Consider the following 16,960-nt stretch of genomic DNA (forward strand, 5'->3'; position numbering starts at 1 on the left):
GTGGCCTATTTAGAAGTCAATAGTTAGGTGGAAGAAAACTCTTCGGGACGTAGGGTATGGAGCGATATCCACGTTGTTAGCTACAGATTGAGCTCCAAATGTGGAGGTTTCCGGATCGTACCCTTCATAGTCTGTAAATAGAAATGCATTGTTTACCGAAGAACCGATTTTGATGTTTTGGACTGTCGATCCAAACCAACCTGCAATGGTTTCTCTAGGAATGGTATAATACAATCCTATTTCTCTCACTTTTACAAAACTTGCATCTTGTACCCATCGGCCTGCATTATTGTAAGGTTCTGGTTCGCGCTGTCTACCATTCGGTACTCCATCTCCATTGTCATCGTCAAACCAACCTTCGGTGGTTCCCCCTCCATCGCTTAGGAAGGATGACAGGTTGATGTTAGAGCCGCCTTTTCGCCAATCTATCAAGAAAGAAAACTGTAGCCCTTTGAAGATGTCCAAAGAGTTAAAGAATGAAAGGTTGAAATCTGGTTGGGCATTGCCCCAGATCGTAAAACCTCCGGGCACTGAAGGGTCAGCAGGTGTGCCTACTATGGTAGTGGGTGAATAACCTTCTGCATATAGGAAAGTACCTAAGCCGGATCCAAAACCGCCAGATATATAAGTCGGTATTCCCAATCGGGTCATTTCAATTTCGTTTTTCCAGAATAAAACCCTTGAGAACCACTTGATATTACTTTTTTGTATAACTGTTCCAGAAAGACCTAATTCTACTCCCTTGTTGGATAATTCTGCTTCATTACTTGGGGTGGTGTTTACCCCGGTTGATGGGGCTAGATTAAGGTTTTGGATATTGTTTTGGGTGTTTTTAATGTAGTAAGTGGCTTCTATACTCATTCTTCCGTTCCAGAAGCCAGCATCCACTCCAAATTCAAGTTCGGAAGCGGTTTCGGGCCTGATGGAAGTATTGCCTATTTGTGTGGAGACTTCCGAGCCTAATAGCCCTCCGATATTGGTGCCTGCCAATGGAGTGAATGTAGCTCCGAATTGGACAGGTCCTGCGGTTTCTCCATAGGCTATTCTAGGTTTTAAGGAAGTTAAGGTAGCACTATTCCAAAAGTCAAAATTTGCAATATTTACAGCTAATGAAGCTCGGGGGAAGGTGTAGAATTTATTGGGATCACCATTCAAACTTGACTTGTCCCATCTTACTCCTAATGTTCCCACAATTTTATCTTCAAAATTCATTTCCTGCTGTAAGAAAACGCCAGCTTCCTGTACTTCACTATTAAATTGACTGCTGATTTGCTGTACTGCAGCTTGTTGTAAATTGGTTTGTCCAGGGACTAGTCCTCGGCCTCTATTGAAGAGTGATTGGTTTTTAAAGTCCAATCTGACCATTCCGGCTTGAGAATTCATGTTCACCCGACCTAGATTCCAGTTGTAAACCAAAGCAGCTTGAAAGTTCGTGTTAAAACTTTCCTGTCTTCCTATCAAAATGTCTCCAGGATTAGCTTGTGCACTTTGGAATTGCAAAAACTCAGGCAGATAAACTTGCGTGGAATTTTGCAAAAAGTCCAAGCCTCCAGAAATATTTGCGACCAAGTAGTGCTTGTCAGTCTTAAGTAGATCAAAATCCAAAGTAAAAGCTTGGATAAAACGATTCACATCAGAACTGTTTTCGCCAAAATCAGTCACTGCTACCGGATTCTCTGAAAAGTAAGGGTTGATTGGGTATGTGCCATCTTCATTTCTTCTTAAATCAAAATAATTAGGGACATAAGAGATACTGTATCCAATACTTGCTCCTGAGTTGTTCTGATTCCCAGTAAACCCTCTCTCAGTTTTAGAATTAATATAGTTTGAGCTAACGCCTAACTTGATTGAGTTCGTGATCTTATGGTCAATGTTTGCTCTAATAGAATATCTGTCAAATCCCGTATTTTTTATGGTGCCATCCTCAGAGGTGATATTGCCAGAAACAAAGAATTTTGTCCTTTCGTCACCTCCGGTAACATTGATTCTAGTATTAAGCAGAAGTGCTTCATTGTTGTAGAAGTAATCTTCATAATCTATAAAGGTATTTGTAGCCTGTGCTTCTCTAAATCGTTCAAGTTCTATAGGTCTTCGGGCCTCTGGGAAAAAGAAGTTGATTTTTTCCTCACTCCAATCATCTACACCAAGCAATCTGAGGGGAGTAGCAAAGCCTACATCTTGAGAAAGGGATACGGTAGTCCTGCCTTCTTTACCTCTTTTGGTGGTGATGATGATAACTCCAGCATTGGCTCTGGTACCATAGATGGCGGCAGCTGAGGGACCTTTAAGAACTTCGATGTTTTCAATATCCGCAGGATTTAGATCTGCCAATCTATTGGAGCCGTCGTCCTGATTTGACCCCCCGGCTCCTGATACTGCTGCTCGGCCTGTATTTTGAAAGGAATTATTGATATAGACGCCATCCACAATAATTAGTGGCTGTGATGCACCTATCAGGCTCGAAATTCCACGTAATTGGATAGACATCCCTCCTCCGGGAGCACCCCCGTTAGATCGTATAGTAGCTCCTGCTACTTTGCCATATAATGCACCATCTGTAGTTTGGATAGTGGTGGTTCCAGTCAAATCCCTAGCAGAAACAGTCCCCACGGAATTGGCCAGATTACTCCGTTTGACCGATGATGCCAAGCCAGTAACTACCACTTCTTCCAGGTTTGTGGCATCCTCGCTCAGTTGAACATTGACCTCGGTTTGGTTGGGAGATAGGCTGATAGTTTTGCTAGAATACCCGATAGAAGAGAAAATAAGCTCTACCCCTTCGGTGCCATTGAGTACTAAGGTGAAGTTTCCATCCAGGTCAGTAACTGCGCCGGTAGTTGTCCCTTTAATTAGAATAGTGGCTCCAATCAGGGGTTCTCCAGTTCTTTCATCGGACACATTACCTGTTACGGAGCTTTGTGCCCATGAGACTCCTGCTATGCATACTAGCAAAAGTATTATGAGTAAATGTTTTTTTATCATTTGATTATGGTTAAAGTGTATTAATCCTTTAAAATTTATAAAAATTTCTTCAAATGTTCATCTACATACAGTTCTATTTTTTTTAAATGTTTATCAGTGGGTAAATATTAGTTTGATGGATAGTTTTCAAGGGGTAAGGAATTGATGATCATAAAAAAAGGAGGAATGTGAGTTCCTCCTTTTGCTTTAATTCCGTAAAGTGATTATTTCACAATCGGCAACACAATTCTACTCAGGTTCTTTCCTCCATGATGAATCGAATTGGTAGCGATGACGCCTTCTGTCTCATCATAGTTATTCCCTCCGGTATTCATGTTTCTATCGAAGCGAGGAAAATTCGAGCTGCTTACTTCGATACGGATTCTGTGTCCTTTGTCAAAGTAGTTGGAAGTACTCATTGGTGTCATTTTCACTTCGTAAACTTCCCCGTCTTCCATCCAAACTTCTTTGTCATAGCCTTCTCTATAGCGAACCCGCTGGATAGTTTCATCCAGATTGTAGGCTTTACCGTCCGGATGCACGTCGATCAGTTTGATAGTCACATCGGTGTCTTTAGCATCTGAGGAAAGGTAGAGATAGGACTCAATAAAGCCTGAAACTTCGATTCCTTCTTCCAATACATCAGAAGTATAGACCAGGATATCCTCCCGTTCTTCCATTTTGCTCTGGTCATAGGAGCCTCCATTACCCTCGATTGCATTTCCCGTGCAGCAGACATTGCCACCGTAGGATGTTACCGGGTTCATAGGGTCGTATGTGAAGGTGTCAGGGTTGTCTTTTTTAGGTTTTTTGGCAGTGAGTTTTCCATCACCGTTAAGCGTATTTGCTTTGCCTTCGGAATCCAGATACATCGTAGTCATCACTGCATCTGCCGGTGGCCAAACATCTGAAGTCTGCCACTCATTTGACCCCATGGTGTAATACTGAATTCTTGGAAGTTCCTGGACGGTTTCATTGTCCTCACCCTTCAGCCACTTGTCAAACCAAGCCGTGATCATCTCGTCGTAATTTAGGCGGGCATCACCTACATTCAGGTCACCTACCATGGTGTTTTCGCTGGCACGGGTGTAGGAGCAGTGTAGAACAGGTGCGATCACTAAGTATTGATTGTCTCTCGCCATCTGCGAAACTGCATTCTCTCTAGCATGATTGAAAAGTGCAATGTTTGGCCCGGCTGATACATCAAACCAAGAAACAAACCAGAAGCTAGGCTTGTCAAAAGGCATATCATCATGATACAAGCCCCCTTCAAACCATTTCGGATCGTTAGGTTTCCGGGTGATCATTTCCTCGTAAATCCCCTTGGGCCCCTTGGCAGCTTTGATAATGTCCTGTACGGGAAGGTGGCTCAGGCCTTCTTTCCAATCCACTCTTGGATATTCTGGAGATAGATCATAAAACCGCTGAAGGCGAAGTAAATCCTCCTGAGAAATGCCCTGTGGAAGTCTTGGTGCCATGGGGTCCTGCTGGACTCCGGAAAGCCAGGCTGTAAATAACATTTGCCCGGCACCGCCTCTGTACCAGTTTCCTTGCTCATTGAATTCTCCAATCCGACCGACTCCCGCTCCATATCCCTGAGGCACCATGGCTGCTAGTGCGGGATGGTCCAGCGTAGCTACTGCCATTTGCCATTCAGCAGTAGAAGAGCAGCCTAGCAAGCCTACTTTTCCATTACTCCATGCTTGTTTGGACATCCATTCCAATGCATCGTATCCATCGGTCAGCGGCACACCCAAGATATCCCAATCTCCTTCAGAAAAGTACCTGCCTCTTTCATTTTGAATTACATAAGCATAGCCTTTTTCGATCCAAGATAGAGCAGACTGTAAGTGGCGGGTTTTTAATTCTCCATCTCCCCAAGTATTGAAATTATAAGGAGTTCTGGAGAAAACGACGGGATATTTCCCTTCGCCTTTTGGGCGGTAGATATCTGTAGCGAGTCGGATTCCGTCCCGCATGGGCATCATCACTTTTTGGTCAATGATCGCAACTTCTTCGAGTTGGTCAAGCAGACTTTTCTCCTGTGCAAAACTGGCAGTGAAGGCCAGAAGCAACAGCATCAATAGCGTGTTTCGTACAAAAAACTTCATGTGAATAAGGTATGTTGAATAAGCAATTTAATAAAGAGATGTGCACCTTAGCCCAAAAATTGGATTTGTAGGGTGTAATATTTTTTAATTGAAGCAAAAGATAGGTTAAGTGGATTAAAGTTAAGGGAATCAGTCTGTTGGTTTGGGGATATTAATGTGGGCAGAAGCCAAGGATTTTTAATTCCTTTTGTTTTCCTCTTTTAACTCTAAATTTGCCCTTTGAAAATTTTTCACACATGAGCGACAGTACAACCAACACCCTGAATACCTGGGTGGAAGTTTCTAAAAATTCGGATTTCACCATTTACAACCTGCCATTCGGTGTTTTCAAAAACAAACGATTGAGTCCCAGAACCGGCATTGCCATAGGAGACAAAATCGTGGATTTAAGTGTTCTGGACCAGGAGGGTTTCTTTTCTGACATGTTTTTGCCCGAGGGTATTTTCTTGAATGAGTCCTTGAATAAATTGATTTCCCTGGGCAAGGTACAGACGAAAAAAATCCGAGAGCGTGTTCAGAATTTGCTTTTGGCAGACAATGAAAAGCTTCGTGATCACTCGGCCAGAGGTAAAGTGATGGTTAACCGTAAGGAGGCCGAAATGCTTCTTCCCGTGGAAATCGGTGATTATACTGACTTTTACAGCAGTATGGAGCATGCTACAAATGTGGGGAAAATCTTCCGAGATCCCGAAAATGCTTTGCTGCCCAACTGGAAGCATATGCCAGTAGGCTACCATGGAAGATCCTCCAGCATTATTCCTTCGGGTACGCCTATCTATCGACCCAAGGGACAGTTCAAAACTCCAGAAATGGACCTTCCTGGTTTCGGCCCCAGCAAGAAGCTTGATTTTGAACTGGAGGTAGCTTTTATCACCGGGAAATCTACCAAGCAAGGTGACTCAGTTTCTACTGCAGATGCTGAAGATTACATTTTTGGTTTTGTGCTTTTCAATGATTGGTCTGCGCGAGATATTCAGGCTTGGGAATATGTGCCTCTAGGTCCATTTTTGGGTAAAAACTTTGCATCTTCTATTTCTCCATGGGTGGTGACCTTGGAGGCTTTGGAGCATTTCAAAGTAGGAGGCCCGGTTCAGGAGCCAGAAGTGTTGCCCTATCTGAGATGTGAAGAGTCGCATAGCTTTGATATCAATTTGGAGGTATATATCCAGCCGGATGGAAAAAAAGCCTCGAAAGTGTCTAGTTCGAATTATAAAAATATGTACTGGAATGTGGCTCAACAACTCGCCCATCAGACCATCAACGGCTGCAATATCAATGTGGGCGATATGATGTCTTCAGGTACCATCTCTGGAGAGGAATCCGGTTCCTATGGCTCTATGCTGGAGCTTTCATGGAATGGCAAGGAAAAAATAAAGCTGGAAGAAGGGGAGGAGCGCGCCTTTATTGAGGATGGTGATACGGTAATTATGAAAGGATTTGCTGAGAAAGATGGGGTCAGAATTGGATTTGGCGAGGTGAAAACCAAGGTGCTTCCAGCAAAGTGATTTGCAAAAAACACTAAAATTAGACCCTGACTTATTACTAGTCAGGGTTTTTTTATGCTTGAATTTTTTTTATACCCTAGATCAAGTGTTACTTTAGTAAGTGTTTGATAAACAGTATGTTTAGGTCTTAAATAACCTACTCAATGTTTACGGTTCCTATCCTCGAAATAGGATGATCATTTGACCAATTCGCCCCAGATTTTTACCCGGGGCTTCGCTTTCTTTTTCCATTTCAAAAACTTAAACTCTTATGGCTAAACTCAGAAACCTATCCATCACGACTCCATTGCTTTTTGCTTTTCCTCTGAAAAGTACCTGGGCAATCAACCCTGTGGATATCAACAGACCAATCATGGACGGTGATTGGGACGAAGCGGGAAGTCTCAAATTCTCAAGAGGCTTCATCATGGCAAAAAACGATGCCAATTTCCTTTATCTCACCTTAGATGTAGTGGAGGATACTGGAAATGACCCCAGTACAAACGATTATTTCTGGCTTTCCTTTGACAATAATCGGGACAGAAGCATCACCTCCAATGTGGATGTGAACTATGGATTGTATCCTGGTCAAGCCAATAAACTCGGCAAGCAGAAATACCTAGGTCCGGGAAGATGGACAGGATTGCTTTCGGATCCTTCCAATTCAGCAGTGGTTCAGGAATTTGGTCCCAGCCCGAACTCAGAAGTGTCCCACCGCATTTGGAAATTCAGAATAGAACTGAGCGAAATCAATGTCGCACTGTCCTGGCCCCTAAGTACTCCATATACTTATTTTGGATTCAGAGTCAAATCCAGCAACCCTGGGTTTACTACTGACTTTCCGGGTGGTTTTTACAAGGATTTTACCAAACTCCGACAACTGATTTTAAGCAGGAAACCTAGTATTCCTTCCAAGGATTTGGGGCCTATTATAGGTAGTGTGGGATTGATCCCTACTACCAAAATCAATGCTCAAGGTAGAGCTACCACAGATTCGGGTTATTATCGGGTGTTCCAAAATGCTGCTTTTGGAGGTACTTTAAATCTGATTGGTAATAGGGCGAAGATGCAGTCACTTTATTCAGCGGGTAACATTAAGTACATGGTGCAAATAGCACCTCCCGGAGGCGGTTTATCCAAATTGATTTCTAACTGGTCCAACTACCGATGGAATGGCAGCACCTATGTTTTGGAGTCCTTCGCTCCCTCAGCCTATGGCTATTATCAGTTGGCAAATCCTGCTAAAGATTATTCTATTGATGATCTGTTGATACAGTTTCCTACATCTGGATTGCTGCCAGGATTGTACACAGTAAAAGTCACCTTCTATATTGGGACTAGTTATTCCGTATTGGAGACACAGGAGGTGAAACTTTACATAGATAACCATGTGCCAGCTACCATCATAGAAAGCATCAGGCATGGTTCCAGTGAGGTGTCAGCCTGCGCCATTGAAAAAATAGGTGCTAATCCGGATGGTCTGAATTTCAGAATTACGGCGAATGACCCTGAAGGGAATTTACGTGAGGTCAGCTTTTATGCTACCTATGGTGAAGGACAATCTGCCTCCATCTATTCTGAGTCTTACGATCCCTCCAAAGGTAACTGGTCAGGTTTTACAAATCAACTTATCCCGGCTTCGGGGAATTGGCGTCCTCCTCAGTCCTGTGCCTATAGCTTTATCCTAACTGCTACTGCTAGGACCACAAACGGGTATTCCTGGATTGGTAAAAACACCATTCACAGGAATTTGACCTTGCTATTGGGCTAAGAGTACCCTGCTTTGCAGCTAAAGAGGCTGTATCAAAAGTATAGTTTGTCATATTGAGCGAAGTCGAAATGTATCCTGAATTACAGGAAATGGCCTTCGACTCTGCTCAGGCAGACAGCGAGAAGCCTTTTGAGACAGCCTCATTTTTTGTGCCTATACAGGTTTGTTCTGTGTTGTTATAGGCTTACTTCAGGTTTTTTACATTTTTTTTCAGCTTGCATTACCACTTTTGAAAGCTTTTGTCGCCTATAGAGATGTAACAAAAACTATTCGCCATGAAAGCATTATTTAAAATCAACATGAAGGCAGCTTTTTCATTTGCCTTGGTCTTTTTAATCCTGACTTCCTGTAATCTGGGAGAAGATGATGAACCGATCAAAACATCTCCGGATGCGGAGTCCATCAGCCAGTATATTCGAAACCTTAATTTCGATGAACAAGAATTGTTCAATGTCCAGGGGATTTCAGGTGCACTATCACGCCAAGATGTAGGAGGTCCTATTACCAACACCACGCCTGGACAAGGAGTGTACACCGAATGCAAAACCCAGCGAGTTTCTCTGAAAAGTAATTTTGAGGAGATCGCAATTTTAAGGCCTACGGATGGAGTGATCTACCCGGGGGCATTGGTGGTAGCTGATAAGGCTACCCTCGGAGGACTTCCAACTCCGGTTACTATAGATCGCTCACCTATAAAGCTTCGTTTGGATCTGCCGGGAATAGGTGAGAACGGGAATATAGAAGTGGAAAACGCCAGTAATACCAGTGTGCAAAGTAAGATAGATGAAGCCTTAGAATGGTGGAATGCCAATTCCAAGCCAGATGGCTACACCATAGCTTCCAACTCATCCTATGCCGCAGCTACCTCTTATTCCTCCAAGCAGCTGAGTATAGATGTTGGCTTGAATGTAGATTGGGCTAGAGGAGATGCCCAGGCACAGTTCAACTACACGTCCAGTCAGTCTGAGCGAGTGGCGATGATGGTTTTTAAACAGAGGTTTTATACCATTACTATGAATGCGCCTAATAATCCCGGAGAGGTTTTCGGGGCCAATGCTACCATTGCAGATGTAGAATCTAAGTTTAGTCCGGAGGGACCTCCAGCCTATGTGCACTCAGTCTCATACGGTCGGATCATTATGTTTAGAATGGTCACTACGGAGACGGCTACCGATTCAGAACTTTCCGGCGCATTCAACTATGCCACTGGGTTGACTTCGGCATCTGGCTCCTTGGAAGCAAAGTACAAGTCGATTTTAGAAAAATCCTCCATTACAGTAGTGACCATGGGAGGAAGTGCAGAAGCGGCTTCCTCAGCAGTGACTGCAAGGAATTTTGGAGACTTGGAGGAGGTACTGCAGGGAGAAAATGCAGTTTACAGTAGAAATAATCCAGGAGTTCCGATTGCTTATAGTTTGAAATACCTGAAAGACAATACCAATGCAAAACTCGGGTACACCACAGAATACAGTATTCAAAACTGTGAGCAGAAAACCTATCCATCTCAAAATGTTTCACTAAATAATAAGAATGGGTTTTTGGGAGTGACTATGCGTTTTACAATTTACTACAAGCAAAAATCAGGAGGGAATACCTATAACCGTACTGTCAGCAGTGGTGATATTAAGACCAATACCAAGGAGGTCAAGGCGGTCCCATCAGGTGCCTTTGACATCAGGGTAGTAGTAGAGTTCAAAGATGGGTTTAAATGGAAGTTTCTATATGATCGTGAGTACAGCAGGCCAACTCAACTTTGCATGGAGTCTACGCAATCTCTCACTCAAGTAAGGGTTCAGTCGGTCTCTTGTTAAGCCTACACCAAGAAGCTGTCTCAAAAGTATAGTTTGTCACATTGAGCGAAGTCGAAATGTATCCTAATTTACAGGAAATGTCCTTCGACTCCGCTCAGGCAGACACCAAGAAGCCTATTGAGACAGCCTCTTTAACCCGCATTGCGAATGCCTATTCGGGTTTATGGAAAAGTTAATCCTTTAGTGCCAGCTGCTGTTCATAGAAGCTCACCTTTTCTAGGTTATTAGTGGCATGGTAGGCAGTAAGCAGCGATTGATGAAGTTGAGTGATTTTAGCTTCATGCTGCTCTGTATCTTCAGTCAGAGTATTTAAAGCGAGTTCAAGGTATTCTATGGCGGTAGGATAATCCCCAAGGTCTAGCAGACATTCGCCAAGTGTTTGCTGACTTTGGGTGATTTGAATATGGCCTGCGGGCAAATTCCCCTCCCGTATCTCCAAAGCTTTTAGGTATAATTCACTTGCAGTTTTCAGGTCACTTTCCTTGACCGCGATATCGGCAAGCCGGCTGAGTGGAGCTGCTTGAGCTAGTAGATTACCCGGATTTAATTCAGCATAAAGCCTTCTGGATTCTTCTACCTTTTCTTTAGCTATAGCATAATCCCCTAGGAAATAATAGGAATTCCCTTGATTCCCTATAAGACCTGCGTAATAGTAATGTTTTTTGCCAAAAAGCGAATCTACGATCAGTAGGGTAGAGTCGTAAATGGCAATCGCCTCTTTGTATTTATTGATATGATTGTATGTTCTGGCTGTATTGGCCATGCTGGCTAAGGTTTCTACATGGAAAGTGCCCAAAATGGCCTTACGCTGCTGATAGGATTTTTGAATGTAATCCAGCGCCTTTTCATATTGCTCCATCCCCTGATATAAACTACCCAGGTAATTGTAGGTGTAGGCAATTTCCAAATGGGGTTCATCATATAGCTCTCTTTTCATGGCCAGAGACTGAAGCAAGAAGGTTTCCCCACTCTTGAAATCACCCAAGTCACGTGACGTAGAGCCCATCATATGTAAGGTGAAAGCCAGGTCTGTATGAGGTGCTTCTCTCAATTGTAGGTATTGCTCATGAGCCAGTCGGTATATAGAGTCGGCAAGGACGATATTTCCCAGATCAAGATTCACATTTCCCATCTGCGTCAAAATAGAAGCGTAAATTTCTCCATTGGTGATTTTATGGTCCTGAAGTCTTTCAAATGCCTTGTCAATTATGATTTTGGAGGTGTCCAGTTCACCGTAGTAGTAGTGAGCTTGCGAGATTACCATTTCTGCTGAGGCTAGGTTTTCTGCACTGATGTCAGGAATAGAAGTGTAGATTTCAAAGCCTTGCTGCGCTATTTTCTCCCCTTTTTCGTACTGCCCAAGGTTGAAATATACCGGTGCCAGCCGGAGAAGCATGTCAGAATACAATTCAGGGTCATCCTGCATGTTATTTGTCAGGTTTTCTATGCCTTGATCGAGCAGATTAACCGCTGTGATCGTGTCCGCCCCTCCAATATTAGGATCAGCAGCCATAAAGATATCTGTCAGTAATTCTGTAATCTGATTGGCCTTTTTGGCTTCAGCCTCAGCTCGGTCTCTTTGCTTTTGAAGCTGGAGGGTGTAGTAGGTACCCATGGAGAAAATAACCAGAGTGCCTATAAAAATCGAAGCGACCAGCGCTCTATTTCTTCTGAAATATTTAGCAGCCTTGTAGTTCAGGTCATGTTTTCGAATACTGATTGGGTAATCTCCTAGAAAAGCATGCAGGTCATTGATTATTTGATTGACCGTGCTGTATCTGTCCACAGGTTTTGCGGCTGTACATCGATTTGCAATTGCCCTCAAGTCCTCAGCAAATGCTGAGAGTTTATCCTCAGCGAGTAGTAGGTTAGGATTATTACCTGATAAGATTGCTTTTTTTAGTTCTAGAGGTTTTTTAAGCAAAGGTTCGAAAGGATGCCTCCCATCTAATAGTTCGATGAAGATTACGCCCAGAGCGTAAATATCGGATGCGGTATTCAAATCCCTTTTTTCAAGTTGCTCGGGAGAGGCATAGGCTAGGGTAAAGGCGCTGGTATCCGTGCTTTGGTGCTCTTCTATTAATTTGGAAACTCCAAAATCCAAGAGCTTTACACGACCTGATTGATCGACGAGGATATTTTGTGGCTTGAGGTCCAGATGAAGAACAAGTGACTGATGGGCATAGCTTACTGCTTCGCAGACATGGATAAAAAGTCTGATTCTTTGCTTAATTGTCAGGTTTTGGCTTTCTGAATAGTCAGACAGTGATTTGCCAGAGACCCACTCCATGCTAAAGTAAGGTCTGCCATCATCCACAAAGCCTCCGTCATATAAACGGGCTATTCCCGGGTGGTTTAGTTTAGCTAGAATTTGTCTTTCCCGCTGAAATAAATCCCGGTTTGAAGAGTTGAGTACCTGGGATTTCATTAGTTTGATAGCCACAGTTTGGTCAAACTGCCCATCAGTGCGAATGGCTTTGAAGACCGACCCCATGGCTCCTTGACCGATGAGCTGGTCCAGTCTGAATGCCCCAATCTGCGTGCCTACCAGATCTGGGTCTTTGCTCCATTCTTCTAAGATTACCTGTGCTGAATTTCCGAAAATCGGCGCCGGATTTTTATCGGCGTCAAGTAGGGATTTGAGTAAAGTGTAGGTTGGGAAGTCGCTATGCTTCAATGATTCTAGCCTTTCTGACTTCTGGCTTTCGGGCATGCAGACCAAATCCTCAAAAAGTGCTTCGATTTGATTCCAATTTTCTTTTTCACGAGCCATAATCAAGCGCTGTTTTTTAACTCATTGCTGAGCCATGCTTTGGCAAGTCGCCAGTCCCTGCGCACTGTGTCAATGGAAACATCCAGCAATCCTGCGATTTCCTCATGCTTATACCCTCCAAAGAAATGGTATTCCACTACCCGGCAATAGCGGTTGTTGATGGCTTTCAGACGAACCAGGGCCTCGTATAAATTCAGGATTTGTTCTGGCGTGGTAGCCACCTTGTGGTTGACCTCGCCAAAAGTTAAATGGACTTGGTTCCCTCCACGTTTTTGCCTTTGCTTTTGCCTCGCATAATCCACCAGAAACCGCCTCATGCAAATCGCAGCTATAGCCATGAAGTGTTCTTTATTTTGGAAGTCATTTTGGTGCTGCTCCATTTTTAGGTAAGCTTCATGAACTAGTGCTGCGGTATCGAGAGTAGGCGCGTTGAATTCTTGCCGAAGTTTATGACTGGCGAGTGAAGAGAGCTCCTGATAGCAATTCATGAACAATGAGCGCTTTACTGAAAAATCGCTGTTGGGGACTGAGGTTGGGCCTGAAATGGACATAAGTGTTTAAAAATCTGACAGTTCATGAAGTTAAGGCTGGGTCGATTAGATGACAAGTGATTGGTCAGAAAAAATGTATTGAAATGCAGTTTTATTGGTTTGAAAATAATTGCCCACTGAGAATCGGGGGCTGGCCGATAACATTTTAATTTTTACCAACCCGGTCAGAAGACCAAAGGCCGAACTGGTCTAAAACCTAGATTTAGCTAAATTCTGCATTGGTTTTGCCTATTTACTGGTAGCAATGCGGATACCCAGCGAATTGAAAAATGGCCTCAAGACTTTTTTTTCGATGAGCCGCCGCCAGAGATTTTATAGATCAAATAGCCTATGCCGATCAGGAAATGAAGGGCTACGATGCCCACGATAAGATAAATAAGGCCGTCTGACATGGAGCAGGATTTGTTGGTAATAGTAAGTAATTCCAAAACAAAAAGCCATCGTGTCGGATGGCTTTTTGAGATTGAGTAGGAGTGAAATCTTATTTGAAACCGATTTCTTCTAAGCCTGTATGGCTGATTTTGATGGCTTCCATGGGATCCAGACCGAATGTCTGGTCTTGTTCTACCAGGTAGAATTCCATTCCTGATTTGTCTTTTTCTGCAAGAATTCTTTTGAAATCTATGTTTCCGGTATTTACCGGAGCAAAGTTGCCCTCATCGTTCATGTCCTTGACATGCCAAGCTTTAAACCTTCCCGGGTATTTTTCGAAGTAAGCCAAAGGATCAGCTTCAGCCTTGTTTACCCAAAATAGATCCATTTGGAAGTTGACATATTCTGGATTACAGTTTTCTAATAGGTAATCTTCGATGATTGTGCCATCTGATAGGGCCTTGAATTCAAAATCATGGTTGTGATACAATAGCTTTAACCCAGCAGCATGACATTTTTCGCCTAAGGTGTCCATCACTTTTGCCAGATCTTCTGCTGAGCCTTTCATACCCATGCCGTCTGGACCGAAGGTGAACATACCCATAGGAGGGACAGGAATTACGAAATATTCTATTCCTGCTGCTTTCACATCTGCTATCAGCTGATCAGCATTTTCCATGTTTACCATGCCCATATGGGCGCTTTTGACAGTCATGCCAAGTGATTCTACGTAGGCCTTGAACTCGGTGGGGGGCATGCCGTAAAATTTGCCCTCGCTATAATTAGCGGCTTCTACATAAGCGTATCCTGCATCGGCGACCGCCTGAAGGGTGCTTTTGGGATTGCTGGACATGGAGTCCCGTACCGTGTAGAGGGCCAGTCCCCCAAAGCTTTGGGTTTCAGCTTGTACCACTTCTGGTGTCTCCGTAGAGACTTCTGCGCTTTTTTCAGAACTGCATGAGGCGAATCCCAAGCTCAGCGCAATAAGAAGAGTGAAATTTAATTTTAAGTTTTGTTTCATTTTAGGTTGGGTTTTATTGGGCTCAAGATAGCTAAATACTCCTAAACAAAGGAACCAAACTACGCTTTGTACCAGCCCAACTAGAGGGAATTAAACAAAAATGCTCAAATCCGTATTAGTAAATGACAACCAACCTTATTATTACCATGACCTATATCTCGAAAATACTCGAAATAGAAAAGATCACGCATGATGTGAAGCAGTACAAAGTCGAAAAGCCGGAAGGTTACTCTTTTATACCCGGTCAGGCTACCGAAGTGGCAATTAATAAACTGGAGTGGAAAGAAGAAAAGCGGCCTTTTACTTTCACTTCCTTACCTGAGGCGGACCATCTGGAGTTTGTGATCAAATCTTACACCGACCATGATGGAGTCACCAAGCAGTTGGCCGATTTGAATGTGGGGGATGAGCTGATTTTGGATGATTCCTGGGGCGCAATTCAGTACAAAGGAAAGGGAGTTTTTATAGCAGGTGGAGCCGGAGTTACGCCCTTTATTGGGATTTTCAAAGCCTTAGAAGCGAAAGATGAATTGCTTGGCAATACCTTGATTTTTGCGAATAAAACTGCAGATGACGTGATTTTAGAATCTTACTTCCGGAAAGCCCTTGGGCATGATTTTATTTCAGTTCTAGAAAAGGAACAAGCCGGTGGCCATCAAAATGGAATGATAGACAAGGATTTTCTAAAGGCTCATGTGAAAGATTTTTCGCAGGAATTCTATGTCTGCGGTCCGGATAAAATGGTTCAGGACATCAGCCAAGCTCTGGAAGAACTGGGAGCCGAACCGGATGCCATTACATTTGAGAAGTGATCGAAAACTGAGATTAGTTTTGCTTCCTGCCTTTGCTTAGGACTTTTTTCACCAAAGGTCCTATGCTTAACCCCTGCACGATTATTGAAAAAACTACAATTACATAGGTGACGGTGAGGAAGAGTTCGCGCTCCATTTGGGGTTCTAGGGCAAGTGCCAAAGCAATGGAAATTCCGCCCCGTATTCCTCCCCAAGTCATGATCAGGCTGGTTTTTGGGATAAAGTCCAGCTTTTTGTCAAAAATAGCTACAGGTCCGGCTAGCGATAAGTATCGAGCCAGCAATGCTACGGGTATGGCTATCAGTCCCAAACTTAAATACTCTTCGCTGGCAGTGATGATCAGCAGCTCCAGCCCGATCAAAACAAATAGAACTGCGTTGAGGAGCACGTCAATCAATTCCCAAAATTTGTCCACGTAATTATGGGTGGTTTCAGACCAGGCAATTTTGGGTGATTTGTTGCCAATAAAAATCCCCGCCACTACCACTGCTAAGGGGCCCGAAACATGCAGGTAATGGGCTAATCCTGAAAGTCCCATCACTAGAGCCAAGGTGATCATAACTTCCGTTTCATAATGATCGATGAGTTTCATAATTCTGAATGTCAGCCATCCAGTAACCAAGCCTAGGGCGATTCCCCCAACGACTTCTTCCAGAAATAGAAGGCCGACTTCCCCAGTATCCACTGCGCCGATTCCTTGCTGGGCAATTTTGAAAATCACCAGAAATACGACTACGCCTACCCCGTCATTGAAGAGAGATTCTCCGACTATTTTCACTTCTAGTTTCTTGGGGGCATTAGCGTCTTTGAGAATTCCCAAAACCGCAATTGGATCGGTGGGGGAGATCAGGGCACCGAAGAGAAGACAATAGATGTAGTTGATTTCATGCCCAAAGAGGATGAAAACATAGTACATCATCGTCCCTACCAGAAAGGTGGAGAGCACTACACCTATCGTAGCAAAGACAGCGATTGGCGCTTTCATGGCCTTTAGAGAGTCTAGTTTGGTATGCAGTGCACCAGCAAAGAGCAGGAAACTTAGCATTACATCCAAAAGTGCTGTCTCGAAGTCAATGGAGCCAATCAGTAGCTCAGCTTCATCAATGAAAAAGTGATTGATTTTGCCTAACAGCGTGATTCCTACTGTAAATGCAATAGCAATAATCATCAGTCCTATGGTAAAAGGAAGCTTGAGGAACTTGGTATTGATGAATGCAAAAGCTGCAGACAGCACAATAAGAATGGTGATGATGGTAAAAATGTCCATTGGAGTCGTTCAAATAAATTGTTTTT

General features: G+C 43.5%; 10 protein-coding genes. 4 read left to right on the forward strand and 6 right to left on the reverse strand.

Translation table 11 applies throughout. The features are described 5' to 3' along the window. Positions 1 to 9: 9 nt before the first annotated feature. Positions 10 to 2,982, reverse strand: a complete 2,973-nt coding sequence (locus PBT90_RS04980) for a SusC/RagA family TonB-linked outer membrane protein (RefSeq protein ID WP_270131858.1) — start codon at positions 2,980 to 2,982, stop codon at positions 10 to 12. A 203-nt stretch (positions 2,983 to 3,185) separates the two neighbouring features. Beyond that, on the reverse strand, positions 3,186 to 5,072 hold the full coding sequence (locus PBT90_RS04985; protein ID WP_270131860.1) for a CocE/NonD family hydrolase: 1,887 nt from the start codon (positions 5,070 to 5,072) through the stop codon (positions 3,186 to 3,188). 236 nt (positions 5,073 to 5,308) lie between these two features. Here PBT90_RS04985 and fahA point away from each other — a divergent pair, with 236 nt between their 5' ends. From fahA to PBT90_RS05000, 3 genes are all read left to right on the forward strand, one after another. Further along, positions 5,309 to 6,577 (forward strand): fumarylacetoacetase, encoded by a 1,269-nt coding sequence (fahA, locus tag PBT90_RS04990; RefSeq protein ID WP_264809297.1) that lies wholly within the window; start codon positions 5,309 to 5,311, stop codon positions 6,575 to 6,577. A gap of 250 nt (positions 6,578 to 6,827) precedes the next feature. Beyond that, complete coding sequence (locus PBT90_RS04995) at positions 6,828 to 8,327, forward strand: hypothetical protein (protein ID WP_264809298.1); 1,500 nt, start codon at positions 6,828 to 6,830, stop codon at positions 8,325 to 8,327. A 275-nt stretch (positions 8,328 to 8,602) separates the two neighbouring features. After that, entirely contained in the window at positions 8,603 to 10,138 is a 1,536-nt protein-coding gene (locus PBT90_RS05000) for a thiol-activated cytolysin family protein (protein WP_264809299.1), read from the forward strand. 172 nt (positions 10,139 to 10,310) lie between these two features. Here PBT90_RS05000 and PBT90_RS05005 read toward each other — a convergent pair whose 3' ends face one another. The 3 genes from PBT90_RS05005 to PBT90_RS05015 form a co-directional block, all read right to left on the reverse strand. After that, a complete protein-coding gene (locus PBT90_RS05005; protein WP_264809300.1) occupies positions 10,311 to 12,911 on the reverse strand; it encodes a serine/threonine-protein kinase in 2,601 nt (866 codons plus the stop codon). Between the two features lie 2 nt (positions 12,912 to 12,913). Then, positions 12,914 to 13,462, reverse strand: coding sequence for an ECF-type sigma factor (locus tag PBT90_RS05010; protein WP_264809301.1), 549 nt, complete (start codon positions 13,460 to 13,462; stop codon positions 12,914 to 12,916). Between the two features lie 481 nt (positions 13,463 to 13,943). Continuing rightward, a complete protein-coding gene (locus PBT90_RS05015) occupies positions 13,944 to 14,855 on the reverse strand; it encodes a sugar phosphate isomerase/epimerase family protein (RefSeq protein ID WP_264809302.1) in 912 nt (303 codons plus the stop codon). Positions 14,856 to 14,977: 122 nt separating this feature from the next. Here PBT90_RS05015 and PBT90_RS05020 point away from each other — a divergent pair, with 122 nt between their 5' ends. Then, positions 14,978 to 15,667 carry an FAD-binding oxidoreductase gene (locus tag PBT90_RS05020; RefSeq protein ID WP_264809303.1) on the forward strand — a complete coding sequence of 230 codons (690 nt, stop codon included), beginning with the start codon at positions 14,978 to 14,980 and terminating at the stop codon, positions 15,665 to 15,667. Between the two features lie 13 nt (positions 15,668 to 15,680). On the opposite strand, the gene PBT90_RS05025 is transcribed toward PBT90_RS05020, so the two are convergent. Further along, on the reverse strand, positions 15,681 to 16,934 hold the full coding sequence (locus PBT90_RS05025) for a cation:proton antiporter (protein ID WP_270131866.1): 1,254 nt from the start codon (positions 16,932 to 16,934) through the stop codon (positions 15,681 to 15,683). Positions 16,935 to 16,960 lie beyond the last annotated feature (26 nt).

The organism is Algoriphagus sp. TR-M9, from assembly GCF_027594545.1.
Classification (GTDB): Bacteria; Bacteroidota; Bacteroidia; order Cytophagales; family Cyclobacteriaceae; genus Algoriphagus; species Algoriphagus halophytocola.